The 19,592-nt window shown below is 45.6% G+C and carries 18 protein-coding genes; 7 read left to right on the forward strand and 11 right to left on the reverse strand.

The window, feature by feature from the left end; genetic code table 11:
- Nucleotides 1-361: 361 nt before the first annotated feature.
- Together MHO32_RS23300 and MHO32_RS23305 are read left to right on the forward strand one after the other, a co-directional pair.
- Entirely contained in the window at nt 362-742 is a 381-nt protein-coding gene (locus MHO32_RS23300) for a hypothetical protein (RefSeq protein ID WP_005445835.1), read from the forward strand.
- Between the two features lie 37 nt (nt 743-779).
- Nucleotides 780-998 carry a hypothetical protein gene (locus tag MHO32_RS23305; RefSeq protein ID WP_009699322.1) on the forward strand — a complete coding sequence of 73 codons (219 nt, stop codon included), beginning with the start codon at nt 780-782 and terminating at the stop codon, nt 996-998.
- Between the two features lie 6 nt (nt 999-1,004).
- On the opposite strand, the gene MHO32_RS23310 is transcribed toward MHO32_RS23305, so the two are convergent.
- Nucleotides 1,005-1,229, reverse strand: a complete 225-nt coding sequence (locus MHO32_RS23310) for a DUF7661 family protein (RefSeq protein ID WP_239214369.1) — start codon at nt 1,227-1,229, stop codon at nt 1,005-1,007.
- Complete coding sequence (locus tag MHO32_RS23315; protein WP_239214372.1) at nt 1,226-2,044, reverse strand: sterol desaturase family protein; 819 nt, start codon at nt 2,042-2,044, stop codon at nt 1,226-1,228. Before MHO32_RS23315 ends, MHO32_RS23310 begins: the two co-directional genes overlap by 4 nt.
- Nucleotides 2,045-2,224: 180 nt before the next feature.
- On the opposite strand from MHO32_RS23315, the gene MHO32_RS23320 reads away from it, so the two are divergent.
- Nucleotides 2,225-2,974, forward strand: coding sequence for a tRNA-uridine aminocarboxypropyltransferase (locus MHO32_RS23320; RefSeq protein WP_017190151.1), 750 nt, complete (start codon nt 2,225-2,227; stop codon nt 2,972-2,974).
- Between the two features lie 172 nt (nt 2,975-3,146).
- Nucleotides 3,147-4,055 carry an N-acetylglucosamine kinase gene (gene nagK / locus MHO32_RS23325; protein ID WP_005445828.1) on the forward strand — a complete coding sequence of 303 codons (909 nt, stop codon included), beginning with the start codon at nt 3,147-3,149 and terminating at the stop codon, nt 4,053-4,055.
- Nucleotides 4,056-4,221: 166 nt separating this feature from the next.
- Here nagK and MHO32_RS23330 read toward each other — a convergent pair whose 3' ends face one another.
- From MHO32_RS23330 to MHO32_RS23355, 6 genes are all read right to left on the reverse strand, one after another.
- Nucleotides 4,222-4,488 (reverse strand): DUF2960 domain-containing protein, encoded by a 267-nt coding sequence (locus MHO32_RS23330; protein ID WP_005377584.1) that lies wholly within the window; start codon nt 4,486-4,488, stop codon nt 4,222-4,224.
- A gap of 74 nt (nt 4,489-4,562) precedes the next feature.
- Entirely contained in the window at nt 4,563-6,341 is a 1,779-nt protein-coding gene (locus MHO32_RS23335) for a bifunctional molybdopterin-guanine dinucleotide biosynthesis adaptor protein MobB/molybdopterin molybdotransferase MoeA (RefSeq protein WP_239214375.1), read from the reverse strand.
- On the reverse strand, nt 6,338-6,925 hold the full coding sequence (gene mobA / locus MHO32_RS23340; RefSeq protein ID WP_005441549.1) for a molybdenum cofactor guanylyltransferase MobA: 588 nt from the start codon (nt 6,923-6,925) through the stop codon (nt 6,338-6,340). Before mobA ends, MHO32_RS23335 begins: the two co-directional genes overlap by 4 nt.
- Nucleotides 6,903-7,622 carry an energy-coupling factor ABC transporter ATP-binding protein gene (locus tag MHO32_RS23345; RefSeq protein ID WP_005445824.1) on the reverse strand — a complete coding sequence of 240 codons (720 nt, stop codon included), beginning with the start codon at nt 7,620-7,622 and terminating at the stop codon, nt 6,903-6,905. The genes mobA and MHO32_RS23345 overlap by 23 nt, the downstream gene beginning before the upstream one ends.
- A 43-nt stretch (nt 7,623-7,665) precedes the next feature.
- Nucleotides 7,666-8,364, reverse strand: coding sequence for an ABC transporter permease (locus MHO32_RS23350; protein WP_005445822.1), 699 nt, complete (start codon nt 8,362-8,364; stop codon nt 7,666-7,668).
- A 6-nt stretch (nt 8,365-8,370) separates the two neighbouring features.
- A complete protein-coding gene (locus MHO32_RS23355) occupies nt 8,371-9,189 on the reverse strand; it encodes a substrate-binding domain-containing protein (protein ID WP_239214377.1) in 819 nt (272 codons plus the stop codon).
- 343 nt (nt 9,190-9,532) lie between these two features.
- Here MHO32_RS23355 and MHO32_RS23360 point away from each other — a divergent pair, with 343 nt between their 5' ends.
- Both MHO32_RS23360 and MHO32_RS23365 read left to right on the forward strand, forming a co-directional pair.
- Nucleotides 9,533-10,984 (forward strand): sigma-54-dependent transcriptional regulator, encoded by a 1,452-nt coding sequence (locus tag MHO32_RS23360; protein ID WP_005445819.1) that lies wholly within the window; start codon nt 9,533-9,535, stop codon nt 10,982-10,984.
- A complete protein-coding gene (locus MHO32_RS23365) occupies nt 10,974-13,016 on the forward strand; it encodes a sensor histidine kinase (protein WP_017190154.1) in 2,043 nt (680 codons plus the stop codon). The genes MHO32_RS23360 and MHO32_RS23365 overlap by 11 nt, the downstream gene beginning before the upstream one ends.
- A gap of 100 nt (nt 13,017-13,116) precedes the next feature.
- Here MHO32_RS23365 and MHO32_RS23370 read toward each other — a convergent pair whose 3' ends face one another.
- Together MHO32_RS23370 and MHO32_RS23375 are read right to left on the reverse strand one after the other, a co-directional pair.
- Complete coding sequence (locus MHO32_RS23370; protein WP_005427576.1) at nt 13,117-13,995, reverse strand: mechanosensitive ion channel family protein; 879 nt, start codon at nt 13,993-13,995, stop codon at nt 13,117-13,119.
- Nucleotides 13,996-13,997: 2 nt separating this feature from the next.
- A complete protein-coding gene (locus MHO32_RS23375; protein WP_239214380.1) occupies nt 13,998-16,343 on the reverse strand; it encodes an ATP-binding protein in 2,346 nt (781 codons plus the stop codon).
- A 400-nt stretch (nt 16,344-16,743) separates the two neighbouring features.
- Here MHO32_RS23375 and MHO32_RS23380 point away from each other — a divergent pair, with 400 nt between their 5' ends.
- The gene (locus MHO32_RS23380) at nt 16,744-18,336 is read left to right on the forward strand and encodes an ABC-F family ATPase (protein WP_005427581.1); all 1,593 of its coding nucleotides are present in this window, start codon (nt 16,744-16,746) and stop codon (nt 18,334-18,336) included.
- A 284-nt stretch (nt 18,337-18,620) separates the two neighbouring features.
- On the opposite strand, the gene MHO32_RS23385 is transcribed toward MHO32_RS23380, so the two are convergent.
- Nucleotides 18,621-19,445 (reverse strand): formate dehydrogenase accessory sulfurtransferase FdhD, encoded by an 825-nt coding sequence (locus tag MHO32_RS23385; RefSeq protein ID WP_005427802.1) that lies wholly within the window; start codon nt 19,443-19,445, stop codon nt 18,621-18,623.
- Nucleotides 19,446-19,592 lie beyond the last annotated feature (147 nt).

Here is a 19,592-nt window from a genome sequence, read left to right on the forward strand (position 1 = left end):
ACAACTTGGAAAGAGCTGGCTATTACACTGCGTTGTTTTCCTTACTCTCGAATCAATGACAACGCTCTGAATCCTGCATCTTGAAGTCACTTGGGTATATATGGGCACACATTTAGGCTAAACCGCCACTCCAACTCCGCATTAAGGAGCCAAATTTTCTCAACTAAGCGAAGTCCCAAACCAAACGCTATGCTTTTATCAGAAGTAGATCGACAAGAGAGAACCTTTATTATTGTTCTTTCGTAGTCCTCACGTACTGTTTAAAGGCTCTGTCGGTCTCAAAAATGGTCATGAAATTACAATTGTTTAGCTGACTTCTATATGCTTTGCGCATTCATTCAGATAAGGAAAGGAAACGATAATGGATAAATTCGTAGTGTTTCTCCTATGCCTTTGCCTGACAGTAGGTGGCGTTATTCACCTTTACGACAATATTGTCGATGGCTTTTTGCCTTACGATTTTGCCCCAGGCTGGTTAAACATGTATTGGAGTGCTTTGGGTCTCCTAGATTTGCTTGCCGTGTATTTGTTGATCAAGCATCGACGGACCGGGCTGGTTTTAGTTTTATTGATTATGTTAAGCAGCGTAGGCTTTAACTCGTATGCACACTATGGATTGGGTATCTTCGAGAGCAGTGGACAACTGCAATGGCAAACGTTGCTATTAGGATTTTCTATTGGGGTATCAATTTGGTTGTGGAATTCGCAAAAGAATCGTCACTCTCGTCAGATATTCCGTTAACTTTTTGACATTACGTATTTTTCAACAGGGAAGTGTTATGGATAACTTTAAGGAGCTGGCGAGCTTCGGTATTTTTGCTGCGCTATCAGGCTTTAGCTTTGGTGCCATCTTTTTTGGTATTGCATTTGTATACGCAGCCATAAATAAACAACAAGACGTGAGTGTGCTCGCCATCTCATCGATTGTTTTGGGGATTATCGGCTTGTTTGTTGGCGTCACTCAATCAAACAAGAAACGTAATTTGATTAAAGCCTAAAGATTTCTATTCAATCCTAAATACACTGGGGTGAGTTGCGGTTGCATATTCGTGATACATATCATCGAGGTAGGTCAGCAACTCATCTTCTTCTAGAAATGGCGGCACTACCAAATCTCTGATTGGGCGCTTTATCGATGTTTCTGAATCGATATAAAGCGTCCAAACCCCATCTTTGCATTCCGCAAGCATGACTTTTCCAAACACATTCACTTTCATTGAGCGGCTCATGAGGAAGACTTTTCTTTGTAACGAAATGGCTGGGTAATCAGTTTATCTAATCTTTGCTCGTCTTTGTCGCGAATCTCTGAAACACCAATCACAACATCATCATGTCCTAACTCCGGTTGAGCTCGATATGTGCCAAACAAGCGATCCCAGATAGACAAGAAGAAGCCAAAGTTTGAATGTGTCTCGCGCACGATGATGGAGTGGTGAACGCGATGCATGTCTGGTGTCACAACCAACTTACGTAACGTCGCGTCCCAAGGCAGTGGCAGCTTTGCATTGCTATGGTTAAACATGGCGCTGGCATTCAATACGATTTCAAACACAACGATGCCAATAGGAGAGACGCCTAAAGTAAACACAGCGGCGATTTTTACCACCATAGAGAGAATGATTTCTATCGGGTGGAATCGTGTCCCGGTTGTGACATCGATATCCAAGTCAGCATGATGCATGCGGTGAAGCTTCCATAGAGGTTTAACTCGATGGAAGACTAAATGCTGTAGGTAGATGATGAGATCGAGTAGCACAACGGCTATCAGCACATTTAACCAAGTCGGGAAGGCAAGAGCATTGAGTAGGCCCCAATGGTTTTCATAAGCGATGATGGCCGCTTGAAAGGCTGCAATCGGCATAACTATGGCAATAACGACACTATTTAGTGCGACCAATGTGAGGTTGTTAAACCAGCGAAATGAACGGTCGACAGTCAGGTGCTTTCTCGGTCGCTTGTTTTCCCACAAGGTGCACAGCAACAAAACACCAATGAAGATGCTGAGTCGTAGCCAAGAAGGGTCGTTAAATGCAGTTTCGGGCACACTAATTTCCTTGTTTGATTCGCTTATTTGTTAAGACCTTAACACTCCACCGTATCTTTCAACGAGAAGAAAGGAATGTGAATGCCCGTCCGTTTATCAGCATTTCTTGAGACTAACCCTCTATGCAAGTAGAATCGCGCTCTACTTTATGAAGACCCTAACAACTGGCACTTTCTATCCATGAGAATCCACGCTTTCCATCGTTTATACCAGCACCGTCAATCTATCTCAACGAAGCCGTTTAACGCTCGCGGTTGTAAAGTGGTTCGCTGTCCTTATTGTCAGGTTTCTGAACAATATTGTTTGTGCGAGATTCAGCCAAACATTGAATCCAATATTGCCTGCATGCTGATCGTATCGGAAAACGAAGTGTTTAAGCCAAGTAATACTGGGCGTCTTATTGCTGATACGATTCAAGAGACCTACGTGTATCAATGGAATCGTACCGAACCTTCTGAAGAGATGTTGGCATTGCTAGAGAACGATGCTTATCAACCTGTGGTTGTCTTCCCTGCAGATTACGTGGATGAGCCTGAACGTTTGTTGGACGGCTTAAATCCAGAGCGTTTGAAGATATCCGATGGCTCGGATAAAAAGTGGCTAATGATCTTCATTGATGGCAGTTGGCGTGAGGCACGTAAGATCTTCCGCCGTTCAGAGTTTCTTAAATCTTTGCCTGTGCTTTCTATTGAGCCGGAATCACTGTCTGAATACATTATGCGTCGCTCGGATAACGAGCAACACTTATCAACGGCAGAAGTGGCGACGTTAGTATTCAAACAGGCAGGTGAAGAGCAAGCTTCGGAGTGTCTGCAATTGTGGTTTGAAGCCTTCCGTGAAACCTACATGCTGACGAAAACTCGAGTAAAAACCGACTGGTCTCGCCCGCATCTGAAACGTTTCAAAGAGTGGGCTAAAATCGAGAGCTAACTCTAAGGAATGAACTTTTGTTGATGGCTTGTTGTTCAACTGGCTTCAACGAGGGGATAAATCTGCATTCCGTCACGGTTTGCAGGCGTACAGATATGGATAATGCCTAAAGTTTATCTTTTTGACTCCAGCATATTTTGGGAGTCGTTTGAGCATTTTAGGAGAGAATTGCATGTATTACGGCTTTGATGTCGGTGGCACTAAAATCGAGTTTGGTGCGTTTAACGAAAAACTTGAGCGTGTAGCAACTGAACGTGTACCAACACCAACAGACAACTACGATTTGCTGGTAGAAACCATCGCAGGTCTGGTTAACAAATACGATGCGGAATTTGGTTGTGAAGGTACTATTGGTCTTGGTCTTCCTGGCATGGAAGATGCGGATGACGCAACCGTACTAACGGTTAACGTACCTGCCGCAAAAGGCAAACCACTTCGTGCGGATCTGGAAGCTAAAATCGGTCGCAGCGTAAAAATCGAAAACGATGCAAACTGTTTCGCGCTTTCTGAAGCATGGGATGAAGACCTTCAAGACGAGCCATCTGTACTAGGTTTGATCCTTGGTACGGGTTTTGGCGGCGGCTTTATCTACGAAGGTAAAGTATTCTCTGGTCGTAACCACGTTGCGGGTGAGGTAGGTCATACACGTCTTCCTATCGACGCTTGGTTCCACCTAGGCGAAAACGCGCCTCTACTAGGTTGTGGTTGCGAAAAGAAAGGTTGTCTAGATAGCTACCTGTCTGGTCGTGGTTTCGAGCTTCTTTACGCGCATTACTATGGCGAAGAGAAGAAAGCGATCGATATCATTAAGTCACACGCAGAAGGTGAAGCAAAAGCGGTTGAGCACGTTGAGCGTTTTATGGAGCTTCTCGCAATCTGCTTTGCGAACCTGTTTACTGCGACTGACCCACACGTTGTTGTACTAGGTGGTGGTCTATCTAACTTCGAACTGATTTACGAAGAGATGCCAAAACGTATTCCTAAGTACCTGCTTTCTGTCGCTAAATGTCCAAAGATCATCAAAGCAAAACATGGTGATTCAGGTGGCGTACGTGGTGCTGCGTTCCTAAACATCAAATAATCGTCTGAGTTTTCGGTAAGCGAAAATACATAAGACCTATATTGAAAGCCTCGTTTTCCTTTAAGGTGAAACGGGGCTTTATACTTATAGAGTACGAACAAACAGAATAGGTATAAAAAAACTCGCGACGAATCGCGAGTTTTTGTTTTGATCTGTGTAGCTTGGCTTATTTGTTCTTTTTGCCTACACCCAAGTTTTCTTTTTGAGCTAGGGTGATTTTGCTAAAGCCTAATTTTCTGAAGTAGTTATCACGGTAGTTGCGCACCGCTTTAGTATCAGATACTGCTTCGATTTGTTGCTCCATCTTTAGGAACTCAGTGATATCGATACCTTCTGCTTCTGCAACCGCTTCTTGAATATTGCGGTGTTGCTGGTATGAGAACGTCAGTTCTTTGTCTTGGTCTTTGTAAGTGTAAAGAATGGTGCGAGCCATAGCTGTCTCTCTGAAAAGTTTTTCTGTCATCAATAAAAAGGTCAGACGTGCTGACCTTCTCATTTTTAGTTGGGCTAGATTCTGCCTTGAAGTGGGATAATTGTCACGCTTTCTCCCGTTTTTACTGTATCAACAGCAGGGGAGATTTCGATCAGGCAGTTTGCCTCGCTCATTGAGCGCAAGATACCAGAGCCTTGTTTACCCGTTGTGCGGACCGTTAGACGACCTGTTTCGTCGAGTTCGTAGATACCGCGACTAAACTCGGTACGACCTTGGCGAGAACGGAGGTTTTCTGTGGCAATGGCACTGACTTTGAGTGGCTTCCAGCCTTGTTCACCTTGCATCTTACGCAGCGCAGGCTCAACAAAGTTGATGAATGAAACCATCACCGCCACAGGGTTACCCGGCAAACCAAAGAAAGGTTTATCATTGATTTGACCGAACGCAAGCGGACGACCAGGACGCATGTTGATACGCCAGAAATCAATTTGCCCCAGTTTGTCCAACGCCAGCTTAATGTAATCGGCATCGCCAACGGATACGCCGCCAGAAGTCATCACTACGTCGGCTTGCGCAGAAGCATTTTCGAGCGCTTCAATCATTAATTGCTCGTTATCTTCTAGAATACCGAAATCCAAAATTTCACAGCCAAGTTTCTCTAACATGCCCATGATAGTGAAACGGTTTGAATCGTAGATTGAATTCGCTTTCTGATCTGTGCCTGGCGCTTGCACTTCGTCACCGGTAGAGAACACAGCAACTTTCAACTTGCGGAACACATTCGCTTCACCAAAGCCAAGAGAAGCAATCATGCCGATCTCAGGGGAGGCTAGGCGAGTGCCTGCGGTAAACACATCGCTACCAATTGCTAAGTCTTCACCCGCTTGACGAACGTTTTGACCGGCTTTGATGCTTGCACCATTGAACGTGACTGTATCGCCATGCTGTGTTGCCTGTTCACGCATAACAACGGTATCACCATTGATAGGTGTTGGGGCGCCCGTCATGATCTTAACCGCTTGACCAACTTCCAGAGGTTGATCGTAAGCGTGACCCGCCATCACTTCAGCAACCACTTGGTAGTTGTCGCGCTCGATGTCATCACCGCGAATAGCGTAACCATCCATCGCTGAGTTGGTGTATTGCGGCACGTTAACTGGTGACATCACGTGGTCTGCTAGCACACGACCATATGCATTTTCAATCTTGCACGCTTCGGTTTCAGCAACTGTGTTCACCAAAGATAGGATCTTTTCTTGTCCTTGAACCACAGAAAGGAAAGCCGGAGAAAGGGTATCGCAGCAAGCACCTTCTTTCTCTTTACTCTTTGGTGCTTTCGCTTCTTGAACATACTGAATAACGAACTGGGCAATTGCTTCAAGATCGTTGATGTTCATTTGTGGCAGTTCAGATTCCAATTCGCCGCTGTCTGAAGCAATCGCGATGATGTTTTCATCGTTTGGATAAAGCCAAGGCTTGCCGACTTCTTCACGGTGCAATTCGATCTTAGGAAAGGCAATGTTTTTGCAGCCTTCCACTAGAACCACGTCTAGCTTGTCTTCATCAAATCGCGTCAGTAGGTAATCAAACTCAGATTCTGACTCTGGTGTTTCTGTCATCAGCGCGAAGCGGTTACGAGAAGAGATCAGCATTTGCGATGCGCCTGCTTTACGTAGGCGGTGGCTGTCTTTGCCCGGTTGGTCGACATCGAAGTTATGGTGGGCATGCTTTAGCATACCGATGCGTAAACCTGCGTCGGTTAACTTTGGTAGTAATGCTTCAAGTAGCGTAGTTTTGCCCGTACCAGAGTAGGCAGCAAAACCAAGAATAGGGATATTTAGCGTGTGTTTCATGATTCGAGTTGTCCAAATTGCGCCAATTCTTCAGGCGTATTTAAGTTGACGAAACAGTTTGGTGAGTCGCTAAAGTCAACGTAACTGGTGTTGCACTCTTTATAGAGTAGGATGATCTTACGATCGCCTCGTTCTAAAAACGCGGTCAGCTTTGGCAGTACGCGCTTGTGGTAAAGCGTGAAGACGGGCTGTTGGTGATCGCCATCATGAGCAACCAAAATATCGGTGTCTTCTTTTACTGCATTACAAAAACGTTCAACAAGGTCGGTGTTGATTTGTGGGCTGTCGCAAGGGACGAAGCCAACCCAATCGGTTTCTGCATGAACCAAGCCCGCATGGATACCGCCCATCGGACCTGGGAAATCTTTAAATTGATCACTGAAGACGAAACCAAACGCACGGTAGGCGTCTTGGTTTCGGTTCGCATTGATTAGAATGCGTGGTGTTTGCGGAGATAAACGTTCGATAACGTGTTCGATGAGTGGCTTCTGATTCAGTTCGATCAGACCTTTGTCTTTTCCACCCATACGGCTGGCTTGACCACCAGCCAAAATGACCCAACTAGTTTGTGTTGGCTGAAGCATATGCGTTCTCTTGGGATGTTTCTTTTGGTATGACATACAAGAGTGGAGACTCTATCAAAGTCTTGTCTTTAATCCACCACTGTTTTTTACATAAATCCGTCAACGCGTTCGCTTGGTGGCTAGTCACAACAATACTAGAGCCACGATCAAGCAGATCTTTTGCCATGATAACCAGACGTTCAATCGACTCTTGGTCGAGAGAGGCACTTGGTTCGTCCATCAACAAAATCGATGGTTTTAAAATCCAAGCTCGTGCCATTGCTACGCGTTGCTTTTCACCGCCGGACAATACAGAGATGTGTTCGTCGGCTAAGGTTTCTAACCCTACCATGCGCAGCGCACTAATAACTTGAGCTCGCTTATCTTTTGCCGTGTCTTGTTGATATTTAACTCCATAAACGACGTTTTCGTACACAGTGCCGTCAAAAAGGTAAGGAGACTGATGGAGATAAATCACGTCAACACGACCATTGCGACGCGTCCACTTCTTCAACCAAGTATCTTTCGGTGCCACCACTTTACCCGTTGAAGGCTTGAGCAAACCCGCAAGGATCTTAAGTAAGGTGGTTTTACCAACGCCATTGTCACCTTTTAGGTAAATCGCGTCGTTGGGACCAATGGCTAATTCAGGGATGTGGAAAAGCACACGCTCTTTAAAGCGCATGGACAATTGCTCGGCGGTAATTTTTATAGTCATAATTCACCCTTACATTGGGTCGATGGCGAGTCGATTGCTTGCTTCATGTTCTTAGATAGCCTTTGCCTCTCATGCTCGATAAGAGGAAGTTGAGCGCTAACGCTAACGATAGTAATACAATTCCTAATGCAACTCCTTGCGCAAAAGCACCTTTACTACTTTCCATAGCAATGGCAGTTGGAATATTACGGGTTACGCCCATAATGTTGCCACCAACCATCATTGAACAACCTACCTCTGTGACGATTCGTGAGAATCCCGCAATGATAGCCGCCAATAAAGGAAAACGTGTCTCCCAGATCATAGTAGCAGCGATACGAGGTATTGACGCTCCTAACGTAATCGCCGTTTCAACCGCGCGACGGTCACTCGATTGAAGCGCACCGTGCATCATAGAAACCAGAACAGGAAAACAGACGATCATTTGCCCTAAGATCATGGCTTTTTGCGTAAACAGCATTTGCCAATCACCTAAAGGTCCCGCTCTCGATAGCAGCATGTAGAGCAGCAAACCGATTACGACCGTTGGCACCGCCTGTAAGGTGTTCACAATGGACAGCAAGAACCACTTACCACGAAAGTCGGTGTAGGCGAGGACAAAGGACATCAAAATAGACGGCAATACCACCAAAGATATTGCCGTAATAGAAACACTAAAGGAGACCGCAACGATCTCCCATAGGTCTGCATCAAAATTCACCAGTAAGCGCAAGGCTTCTAGTGTTGTATCAGCAAGATTCATATTGCGTTATTTGGTCTCAGCATTCGCAACGAACAATTGTTTACCATTCAGACGGAAGCTGTTGATCAGCTCTTGACCGTGCGGATTTACTAACCAGTCACTGAACGCCTTCGCACCTTGGTAGTTGATGGTTGGGTAACGCTCTGGGTTAACCAAAATCACTTGGTATGGGTTAAACAGTTTTTCGTCGCCTTGGAATAGAATCGCAAGATCCAATTTGTTTTGGTAAGCCAACCATGTACCACGGTCAGTCATGGTGTAGCCTTGCATCTCTGAAGCCATATTCAGAGTAGGACCCATACCTTGACCTACGCTGCGGTAGCCACCAAAGTTTGGTTCCATCTTAGTTTGCGCCCAAATGCCCAATTCTTTTTTGTGTGTACCGGAATCATCGCCACGAGAGATGAAAGTTGCATCTTTGTTTGCGATCTCTTTGAATACGTCGAGTACGGATGCATCATCTTTCACTTGTGCTGGGTCAGACTTAGGACCAACGATAACGAAGTCGTTGTACATCAGTTTACGTGGAAGGACGCCGTAGCCATTCTCAACAAACACACCTTCTGCTTTAGGAGCGTGTGTCATTACCAAATCAACGTCGCCGTTTTCACCCATCTTCAGCGCTTTACCAGTGCCCGCCGCGATGATATCCACTTTGTAGCCAGTGTCTTTTTCAAATTGAGGAAGTAGGTAGTCCAGTAAGCCAGAGTGGTAAGTACTTGTTGTTGTTGCCAGGCGAATGTGTTCGCCATCTTGAGCTGAAAAAACAGAGTAGCTTACAAGAGTGATTGACGTTGCAGCTAGAGTCAGCGCAATTTTTTTCATTTTAGTTGTTTCCTTTCCAATGATTCTTTGGCTTCTAAAGTCTTGAGTTACTAAAGAAGTCGCCAGAGCGTCATAGCGCGCTCATATCACAAGTCACCTTAGGGTGAGGGAGCGAGAAGCGATGATTACGCGTTGATGTCTCCCGCATCCTGAGACCACTTGGACACTCCATATAGCAAACAAGATGCCAACATTTTACAAGATCAAAATGTTTGATTTATGCGCTAATTCATGGACTTATTTGCATAAAAATTTGCGTTGGTACAAAATGTCGCACTTTTTGTAGGGTATCTCTGTTTAAACTTGGTACACTCTGTCCCATTCAAATCCAACTGGGGTAAATATGTCTACTCAATCCCATATTAGTACAAACCAACAATACAACGCTTTTTCAGTACTGGTCGTTGATGATGAACTCGGTATGCAAGCCATCCTTAAAAAGGCTCTGGGCAAGCTGTTTTCTCAAGTCGATACAGCGGGCAGCATTGAAGAAGCGGAAGAGCTACGTAACTCACGCCACTACGATTTGATTCTGTTGGATATCAACCTGCCGGGGCGTTCAGGGATTGAATGGGAAGAGGCGTTTGAAGATGACGATAAACGCGCGGATGTCATCTTTATGACAGGCTACGCGGATTTGGAAATTGCGATTCGAGCCCTACAGCTTGGTGCATCGGACTTTATCCTCAAGCCGTTTAACCTAGAACAGATGCTGAAAGCGGTCAGTCGTTGTATGGATCGTCGTTTGAACGAACGCATGCAATACGCGATGAAGCGTGACTATCAGCGTCACAACACCTCAGAGATTATTGGCGGTTCGGAAAAAACTCGCCAGCTCAAACAACTGATCACTCAATTTGCGCCGTCTCGCGCATCTGTCCTAGTGGAAGGTGAGTCGGGCACCGGTAAAGAGTTGGTAGCGAGAGGCATTCACCAAGCAAGCGGTCGAACAGGTCCATTCGTCCCACTTAACTGTGGCGCGATTGCACCAGAGCTTTTAGAGAGTGAGTTATTCGGGCATACCTCGGGGGCTTTTACTGGCGCTAAGAAATCTCGCGAAGGTCTTTTCCGCGTAGCCAATGGCGGCACATTATTCCTTGATGAAATCGGTGAGATGCCTTTGTCCATGCAAGCGTCACTGCTACGCGTGTTAGAGCAGCGCACCATTCGCCCGGTTGGTTCTGAGCGTGAAATCAGCATTGATGTTCGTATTGTCGCGGCGACCAACCGCAACCTGCAAGAAGAGGTCAACAAAGGTAACTTCCGTAGCGACCTTTACTACCGTTTGAACGTGCTGAAGATTGAAGTTGCCCCTCTACGTGAGCGTAAAACAGACTTGTTTGAACTGGTTCCATATTTCAGCAATATGCTGACCAGTGAGCTGGGTATGCAAGCACCGAAGTGGGCGCATGAAGATATGGAAGCGATGAGTGAGTACGAATGGCCAGGTAACATTCGCGAACTTAAAAACCTCATCGAGCGTTGTATTTTGTTAGGTAAACCGCCCGCGCATCACTGGCGTGAACTCAATGGCGGTCATGCTTTACCTAATGTCTCCATTACCGTGTCACACAGTGAAGAATTGCCAACCTTCAAAGAAGGCAAAGAGTTCTCTGGTGAAGGCTATCCAAACACTTGGACACTAAAAGAAGTGGAAAAAGCGCATATCCAACAATTGGTTAATTTGCACGAAGGCAACAAGTCGGCGGCGGCTCGAGATTTAGGAGTGGCACGAAAAACGCTAGAGCGCAAATACAAAGAGTGGGATTCTGAGGACGAGGATTATGCCGAGTAGTAGTTGGCAGCAACACAAAGGATTGTCTAAATGGACGTACCGATTCAAAACCATGGTGCGTTATCGACTGTTGATTTTGACATCTGCGCCAATCTTTCTAACGCTGATAGCCCTTATCGGCATTACGATCTATTGGTCGATTCACTATACGTGGCAAAACGCGTTGTTAGACGTATCGGAGCGTTTGGGTGTCGCTAATAACAGCATTACGCTGCTGCAACAAAAGCAGGCGAACTACGTCAAATCGTTCGCGGATTCTTATGATTTCCGAACCCGAGTGAATCAAAATGTCCCACAAGCAGAGTTGCAAAAGTGGGTGACTGCACAGAAAAAACGCTACGGTTTGGACTTTTTGTCCTTCCAACGTGTTAATTCGATGGAAAACAAATTCCGCTTTATGGATTTAACTAAGCGCGAATCTTTCTTCGATGTTCTCGACAGAAAAGAGCTGGAAAAACTAGACCCTGAACTCGCCAAACGTGCTGAAGTACCGATTCTAAAGAATGGTGGAGTGGAAGCGCGTGGCTTGGTGAGCCGAACTGTGATCCCAGTTTACAGCCAACAGAACGACTTAATTGGTTTCTTAGATGGCGGTTTGCTGCTTAACAACAGCACGGTGTTGGTCGATCAAATTCGTGATCTTATCTATTTGAGCGATAACGACACCCTCCGTCCAGTGGGGACTCTGACGGTATTCTTGGATGATCTTCGTGTTAGTACTAACGTTCCCTTAGATAGCGACCAACGTTTGGGGCGTGCTATCGGTACGCGAGTAAGTTCTGAGGTATACAACAAGGTATTGGCGGAAGGTGAGCAATGGGTCGACCGCGCGTTTGTTTACGATGCTTGGTATATCACCGCTTATCAACCAATCAAAGACCAGTACGATAATGTCATTGGTATGCTTTACACCGGTTACTTGATGTGGCCATTCGTCAAAGCCTACATGACCAATATCGTTGAGATCAGCTTGATTACCTTAATGCTGCTCTTGGTGTCTGGCGTGATGGTGTATCGCGGCTCACGTGATCTATTCCGTCCAATCGAGCGCATTTACAAGGTCGTGAAGCTTGTCCAGTTGGGCAAAGAAAAGCGCATTGGTCCATTAGGGTTGGATGAACACCACGAGCTGGCTCAGTTGGCGCGCCAGTTCGACAACATGCTTGATGCTTTGGAAGATCGTAAAGTCGAACTGAAGAACTCTGCCATGGAACTGGAAGGTAAAGTTCAACAACGTACGGCGAGTTTGAAAGACAAAACTGAAGAGCTTGAACTTCATATTCAACTACTCAACCAAACCCGTGACAAGCTCGTCGTCAACGAAAAGCTTGCCGCACTGGGTGAGTTGACTGCTGGGATCGCCCACGAGATTAACAATCCAACCGCAGTGATTCTGGGTAACGTTGAATTGATTCAATTTGAGCTAGGTGAAGAGGCAAGCCGCGTTCAGGAAGAGATTGATGCGATTCACGCTCAAATTGACCGTATTCGTAATATCACGCGCAGCTTACTGCAATACAGCCGTCAGGGCGGTGTACAAGACGAAATTACGTGGCAGCACGTGAATCCAATTATCGATGAGAGTATTACGCTGGTTAAAACCGGCACTAAAAAGCGCGACATCGAGTTTGTCACCGATTTACAGGCTCATACTTCGGTTGAGATCAATCGCCACCACTTGTTGCAGATTCTGGTGAACTTGCAGATGAATGGCATTCACGCGATGGACGGCAAAGGTAAGCTAACAGTTGTGAGTGAAGATTGGATCGAAGACGGTGAACTGAAAGGCGCTGCGATTCATGTCACTGATGAAGGTTGCGGTATCAAGCCAGAAAACTTAAGTCGTATCTTCTCTCCGTTCTATACCACTAAACGCGACGGTACCGGGCTAGGGCTTTCTGTTTCGCAAAGTATTCTTAGTCAAACAGGCGGCGAGCTAAAAGCTGAATCGGAATGGGGCAAAGGCAGTACGTTCAGTATCTACCTGCCAAAGAAAGCCGAGCTACTGCTTGAGGTAACGAATATCGCTTAACCGGTGATTCCAATTCGTAACGCGCAAAGAAAAGGGTCAGTGTAAATCACTGACCCTTTTTGTATCTGTCCTTCTCTAAACGCGAGAGGAATACGTCGAATTAACCTGTATGCACTGCAATCTTCGGAGGATTGATACCGTGCTTTTTGAACTCTTTCATCACACGAAGAGTAATGTCGGTTTCAAACAGCTTCTCGTAGGCGGTATCTACCACATAAGCTTTACACGTTAACTGAATCGCCAAGTAGTTATCCGTAATGGTCTGCTTGACAAGAACCGTTACCGGCTTAGGTAGGTGGATATAACGGCTTGAAGACGCCGCTTCCTGAATCAAGTCACGCGCTAACGTAATGTCTTCATTCATGCCTACATAGAACGGAATCACTACCTGCATATCCAGTGCACCATAGTTACCGCTGACGACAACTTCACTCAAGAACTTGTTGTTTGGAATCGTAATGATGTCATCGGTTAGGGTGCGCATACGCACAGAGCGCAAACCAATCGCAATGATATCGCCGTAGTTACCTTCGAACGTGACGCGGTCACCAACTTGGAACGGGCGATCCACCATAACCGTCATACCCGCGATGAAGGATGCGGCTAGGTCTTTCAATGCGAAACCAACCGAAACCGCTAACGTACCACCAATCAAAGCAAGGATTTGATCGTTAATACGGAAGCTCATCATAAACACGACAGAGCCAGCGGTTAAGTAGATAAAGAACTGCAAGAAAGATTGAAGCTTTTGCAGCACCATGCGGTATTGCACGAACTGGCTACCAATGCTCTCTACCATCGAGTTCATGAACTTAAGCAGTAGCCACGTTGAGGCAATCACAATGATGGAGAAGAACACGCCGCTCCAACGAATTAGGCTAGCGATTTGCGAGATATTATCCACACTCGCGATCTCTTCAGTCGCCAATGCAGAGGTGCTTAATAGCGATAACGCTAATACGGTGAGTAGTTTTTTCATCGTTATTTCACCAATAAATGTTGACGGTCGAGAACGTTGGTAATGTGACGGAACCAATGATCCGACACGCGAGCTTTGTCTTCGCTCCACTCAATAAAGCCGCGGCTTTGGAAGTAGCGCAGAGTACCGATAACTTCCGCAATACTCAGTTGAGTACATTCAGACAACTCTTCCGGCGATGCCACTTCAAGCTGAACAATTGAGCGCAGCACTGCCAGCATTGGCTTCGGCATTTTTTCTAGTTCTTGAGACTCTGGTGCATGGAACAATCGAACCACCACTTGTTGCGTCTCTTTGTCTTGACGCAGAGACAAGCGGAAAAAGCGCAAGCCCACTGTCGGGTTACCATCAGAGTAATGCCACAGAATACGGTAGAAACCTTGTTTAGCACGTTCTTCTTCCGTGATGTCTTCTTGGTCCCATTGCTTAGGGACGACAAGACCATCAAACGTTACTGGGTTCTCAATCTCTTGGTTAATACGCGTATCAAACAGCGCAGACAGTTGTTTTTCACTCCAGCGCGGCATAAACGCCACCCAGTCAAACAACAAACGTTCGCCACGAGCACGGTCGACGAAACGCCAGCTTGCTTTCTCAATCGCCATCACAACGCGGTGGTTCTTCTTAGAACGACGAAGTAGGTTAGTCAGCTTAATCAAACCGCTTAAACCGCCAACCATTGGTTTAACTAAGCGCTGGGCGTTATCAACTGCAATAAGGTAAGGCGTATCACTTTTACGTAAATGCGCAAGAACCTGAATCTCAGACGCGTCTTCCTCCAAACCAAGTTGTAGAGCCAGTTCTTTTAGTAGTTCACTGTAGCCTGCATATGGGCAGTTTAGATAAAGCGGTTTGGCGTTCTTCACTTTGTTCAGGATCGTACGAAGGAAGGTCGTTGTACCAACGCCACGTTCACCAGAAATTACACATACCGCAGGACTATCTGTCAGCAGGTATTTAGACAGTTGCTTGACTTCGTCTGAGGCATACTCGACCAACTCGCTGTCTTCGCTACCAGGAAGAATATACTCGAATGTTTGCTCGCCTTTGATTCTTACTAGGTTGGTATCACCGCCTTTGTTACCTGTTTGTTTGGCAACTTCGATGCGGAACAAGTATGCCAACGCTTGGCTAAACATAGTGTAGTTAGACAACATTGCGACAATACGGTGTTTGAAGCTGTGCAGCGTAATCCACACGGCACATATAGCCGTACCAATGATGCTTAGAAACAAGGTGTCTTTACGACGAATAGACCAGTTTACCCACACAGGACGATCAGAGAGCTTCTCCGCGACTTCAAATACCTTTTTACGCCATAGGCGCAATACCGACAGCGTCACCAATACAAACCAGAAGAACAGCGCGCTGTAGATCCACGAGTAGATGGTGCCTTTACCCAGCGTACGAATCGAGATTTGAAGAATTACGCCAGCAACAATAGCGCTCCAAACGTAACGACGAATGGTCGAAAGGCGCAGGGCAATCACTTCTTGGCTAGTACTGCGACTGTTGCGATAAGCAAACTCGAGAATAAAGCTAATCGCGATAGAACCACCTAGAACCCACCAAGTGAAGATTTCTAGAATAATCAGATGCTGCAAGCTAGGAATTTCTGATAGCACACGAAGAGAAAGCGTAATCGCAATCAACCAAGCAATTGCTCTGTGCGCACGACTGGTATACCAAATCAAACGAACCCAGATTGGCGGCTTTGTGATGTTATCTAGCTGCGTTTCGCGGAATAGAGTAATGATGCGCTTGCTGTTAGTTAACCACCAGACCAGACCGAAATAGATAAACAACACTTTGATGCCAGCCCAAACAACCGGAATCGGTGAAATCAGGATTTCTTTAATCAGAGATTTGAAAGAACGAATCTGGAAGAACACCAAGTACTCGACGTTAAGCTGAGTTTGACGCCACTCTTGCTTAAACTGCGTGACACCATAAGGACCGAAACCGGTCAGTTTATCGTGCGTGATGGGGTCAGTAAGCTCTAATAAACGCTCTTTACTTTGTCCTAGGCTGTTAACCGTAAGGTAACTGGATTGTGTCTCAAACCACTCTTTGTCTTCACCAGAATCGCGGTATGTCTTTAGGTGTTGGTCAAAGATAAGGGTCTGTTTGCGCTGCTCATTCATTACTGCATTGAGCAGTTGGTTGACCTTACGTTTGTCTTGGTCAGACATAAACAAAGGCTCTGGCAGCTTATTGATCTCCTGAGTGATCTCTTGCGCTACAGGCAAGACTTGAGGCTCAGGTTGGAATTCGTACTCCCACTCAGCGTGAGCGGGTAAAGAAAGCACGAGACCGACTAGCATTAAAATGCGCGCCATGAAATGCATAAAATTCTCTTAAAACTTAGAAGGTTAGAGTTAGTGTAGTTGCTTTATCGCGATATGCGAGTTTTACCCAATGACCGTACGTTTAGTTTCGATTCTTTAATAGAGACTGACGCTTAATAAAGGAATAACGTACGGAATTGATAAAAGGGGACGCACTATAAACCCAATTTCATGGGGTATGTCAATGGTTAGTCATGACGGATTTATGTCTCAGTTTTGAGTCGGTTAAAGTGAGAACACTTAAATTTAGCAAGGTTTATGTTAGCCAAATCTCAAAAATCAGTTCGCTAAACAGTGCTTTTTCTCATTAATTAATAAAAACAAAACTTGAAGTGTGTAGCCTTAAGCAGTAACGTTGCGCGGTTTTTCCCAATAAACTTGAATTGCTAAGGTAAAGGTTTTGATTTCCACAGCGAATATTACTCAACAATTTGGCGCTAAGCCGCTATTTGAAAACATCTCAGTTAAGTTCGGCGAAGGTAACCGCTACGGCTTAATTGGGGCTAACGGTTGTGGTAAATCAACCTTTATGAAAATCCTGAGCGGTGAGCTTGAACAAACAAGTGGTAACGTAAGCTACGATCCAAACGAGCGCGTTGCAAAACTGAACCAGGACCAGTTCGCATACGAAGAATTCACTGTAATCGATACAGTAATCATGGGTCATAAAGAGCTATGGGAAGTGAAGCAAGAGCGTGACCGTATCTACTCACTTGCTGAAATGAGCGAAGAAGACGGCATGAAAGTGGCTGACCTAGAAGTTCAGTTCGCGGAAATGGACGGTTACATGGCAGAAGCAAAAGCGGGTGAGCTTCTTCTTGCTGTAGGTATTCCAATGGAGCAACACTTCGGTCTAATGAGTGAAGTTGCACCGGGTTGGAAACTTCGTGTGCTTCTAGCGCAGGTTTTATTCGCAGACCCAGACGTAATGCTTCTTGACGAACCAACCAACAACTTGGATATGGACACTATCCGTTGGTTGGAAGACACGCTAAACGCGCGTAACTGCACAATGATCATCATTTCACACGACCGTCACTTCCTAAACTCAGTATGTACGCACATGGCTGACTTGGATTACGGTGAGCTACGTGTTTACCCAGGTAACTACGACGAGTACATGACAGCGGCTTCTCAAGCTCGTGAACGTCTACTAAACGACAACGCGAAGAAGAAAGCACAAATCGCTGAGCTACAAACGTTCGTTGCACGTTTCTCTGCAAACGCATCGAAAGCAAAACAAGCAACATCTCGTGCTAAGCAAATCGACAAGATCAAACTGGACGAAGTAAAAGCGTCTAGCCGTCAAAACCCATTCATTCGTTTTGAGCAGTCTAAAGAGCTATTCCGTAACGCTCTGATTGTTGAAAACCTAAGCCAAGGTTTTGAAGACGACCTGTTTGCTAACTTCAATGCGATTTTTGAAGTTGGTGAGCGCGTTGCAATCATCGGTGAGAACGGTGTGGGTAAAACAACCTTGCTAAACACGCTTGCTGGTGTACTAGAACCACGTACAGGTGAGTTCAAATGGTCTGAAAACGCGAACATCGGTTACTACGCGCAAGACCACGCACACGACTTCGAAGAAGACCTAAACCTAACGGATTGGATGGGTCAATGGCGTCAAGAAGGCGATGACGAGCAAGTGGTTCGTAGCTTCCTAGGTCGTATGCTGTTTGGTCAAGATGACATTAAGAAGTCAGTAAAAGTACTGTCTGGTGGTGAACAAGGTCGTATGCTGCTTGGTAAGCTAATGATGCACAAACCAAACATGCTGCTAATGGACGAACCAACCAACCACATGGACATGGAATCGATCGAATCATTGAATACGGCACTAGAGCAGTACAAAGGCACACTGTTCTTCGTATCGCACGACCGTGTATTCGTAGACTCGCTAGCAACACGCATCATCGAAATCCGCGATGGTAAAATCACAGACTTTAAAGGTACTTACTCTGAGTTCCTAAAATCTCGTGGTATCGAAGGCTAATCCTTCTTCCGAATAAAGAAAAAGACCTCATTGCGAGGTCTTTTTTTATGTCTATTCTGTGTTAGTGCTAATGCTTTGCTAGCGCTATATTGTGGCGTTCAATCCTTAAATTGCCTCATTAGATAAGCATAAATCCCAACGAGCCCGAAGGTAATGATCATCGAAACGATGATGCCGCTTGGGGTGAGTAGATAATTCCACAGCTGATCGTTGTTCATAGTTCACATCCTTTGTGAATCCACATGATGACTTAAGTCTAACTCATTTGGTGAATTAATGATGAGTTATTGATTTCCCTTCACGTCAAAATCAATCTTCTCTGCACCAGTGAAGACTTGGAAACGTAAGCCTTTCGCACGAGCGATAGTAGTGATGCCAAACTTTTTCGCCAGATCCAAACCCATTTGAGTTACGCCCGAGCGAGAAAGTAAAACAGGGATACCCATCTGCGCTACTTTAATCACCATCTCTGATGTAAGGCGCCCCGTTGTGTAGAAAATTTTATCTTCACCCGTTTCTTGATTAAGCCACATTTCACCCGCTAGCGTATCAACTGCGTTGTGACGACCAACATCTTCCACAAAAGACAGCACTTCGTTGCCTTTACACACGGCACAGCCATGCACAGCGCCCGCTTTTTTGTAGGTATCGTTGTAATGCGTTAATGCTTCAAGCGCCGCGTAGATTTCAGATTGCTTCAGCGGCACTTGTGGCACTTGGTAATCTTCAAGCTGCTTCATCACGTTGCCATACATAGTGCCTTGACCACAACCAGACGTCACCGTCTTCTTCTTCAGCGCGCCTTCTAAGTGCTCAGTATTTTCTTTGGTGATAACCGCAGCTGAGTGCGTTTCCCAGTCAATAATGACCGATTCAATCGCTTCAGGATCAGACAAGAAGCTCTGGTTCTTCAAATAACCCAACACAAGCGCTTCAGGACGAGAGCCAAGCGTCATTAGCGTAACGACTTCCTTCCAGTTCAACATCACCGTAAGAGGGCGCTCACAGGCGATTTGCTTAGTTAGCTTCTCACCGTATTCGTCAAACACTTCTACTTCGATGGTCTGTAGGGGATTTTCACTGGTTTTAATAATGTTTGGTTTTACCACAGTCATGTCCTAATGAATGAGAGAGCCGATACACGCTCTCATTAATGGGTCTATTCGTCTTAACGCTACAACAAAGCAATTCTCATTCCAAAATAGCTGTTATAAGGAAAATTGCGAGGCATTGCTTCGATTCTGGATTAATTCTGC

Source organism: Vibrio sp. MMH1-50 (genome assembly GCF_022347645.1).
Classification (GTDB): domain Bacteria; phylum Pseudomonadota; class Gammaproteobacteria; order Enterobacterales; family Vibrionaceae; genus Vibrio; species Vibrio harveyi.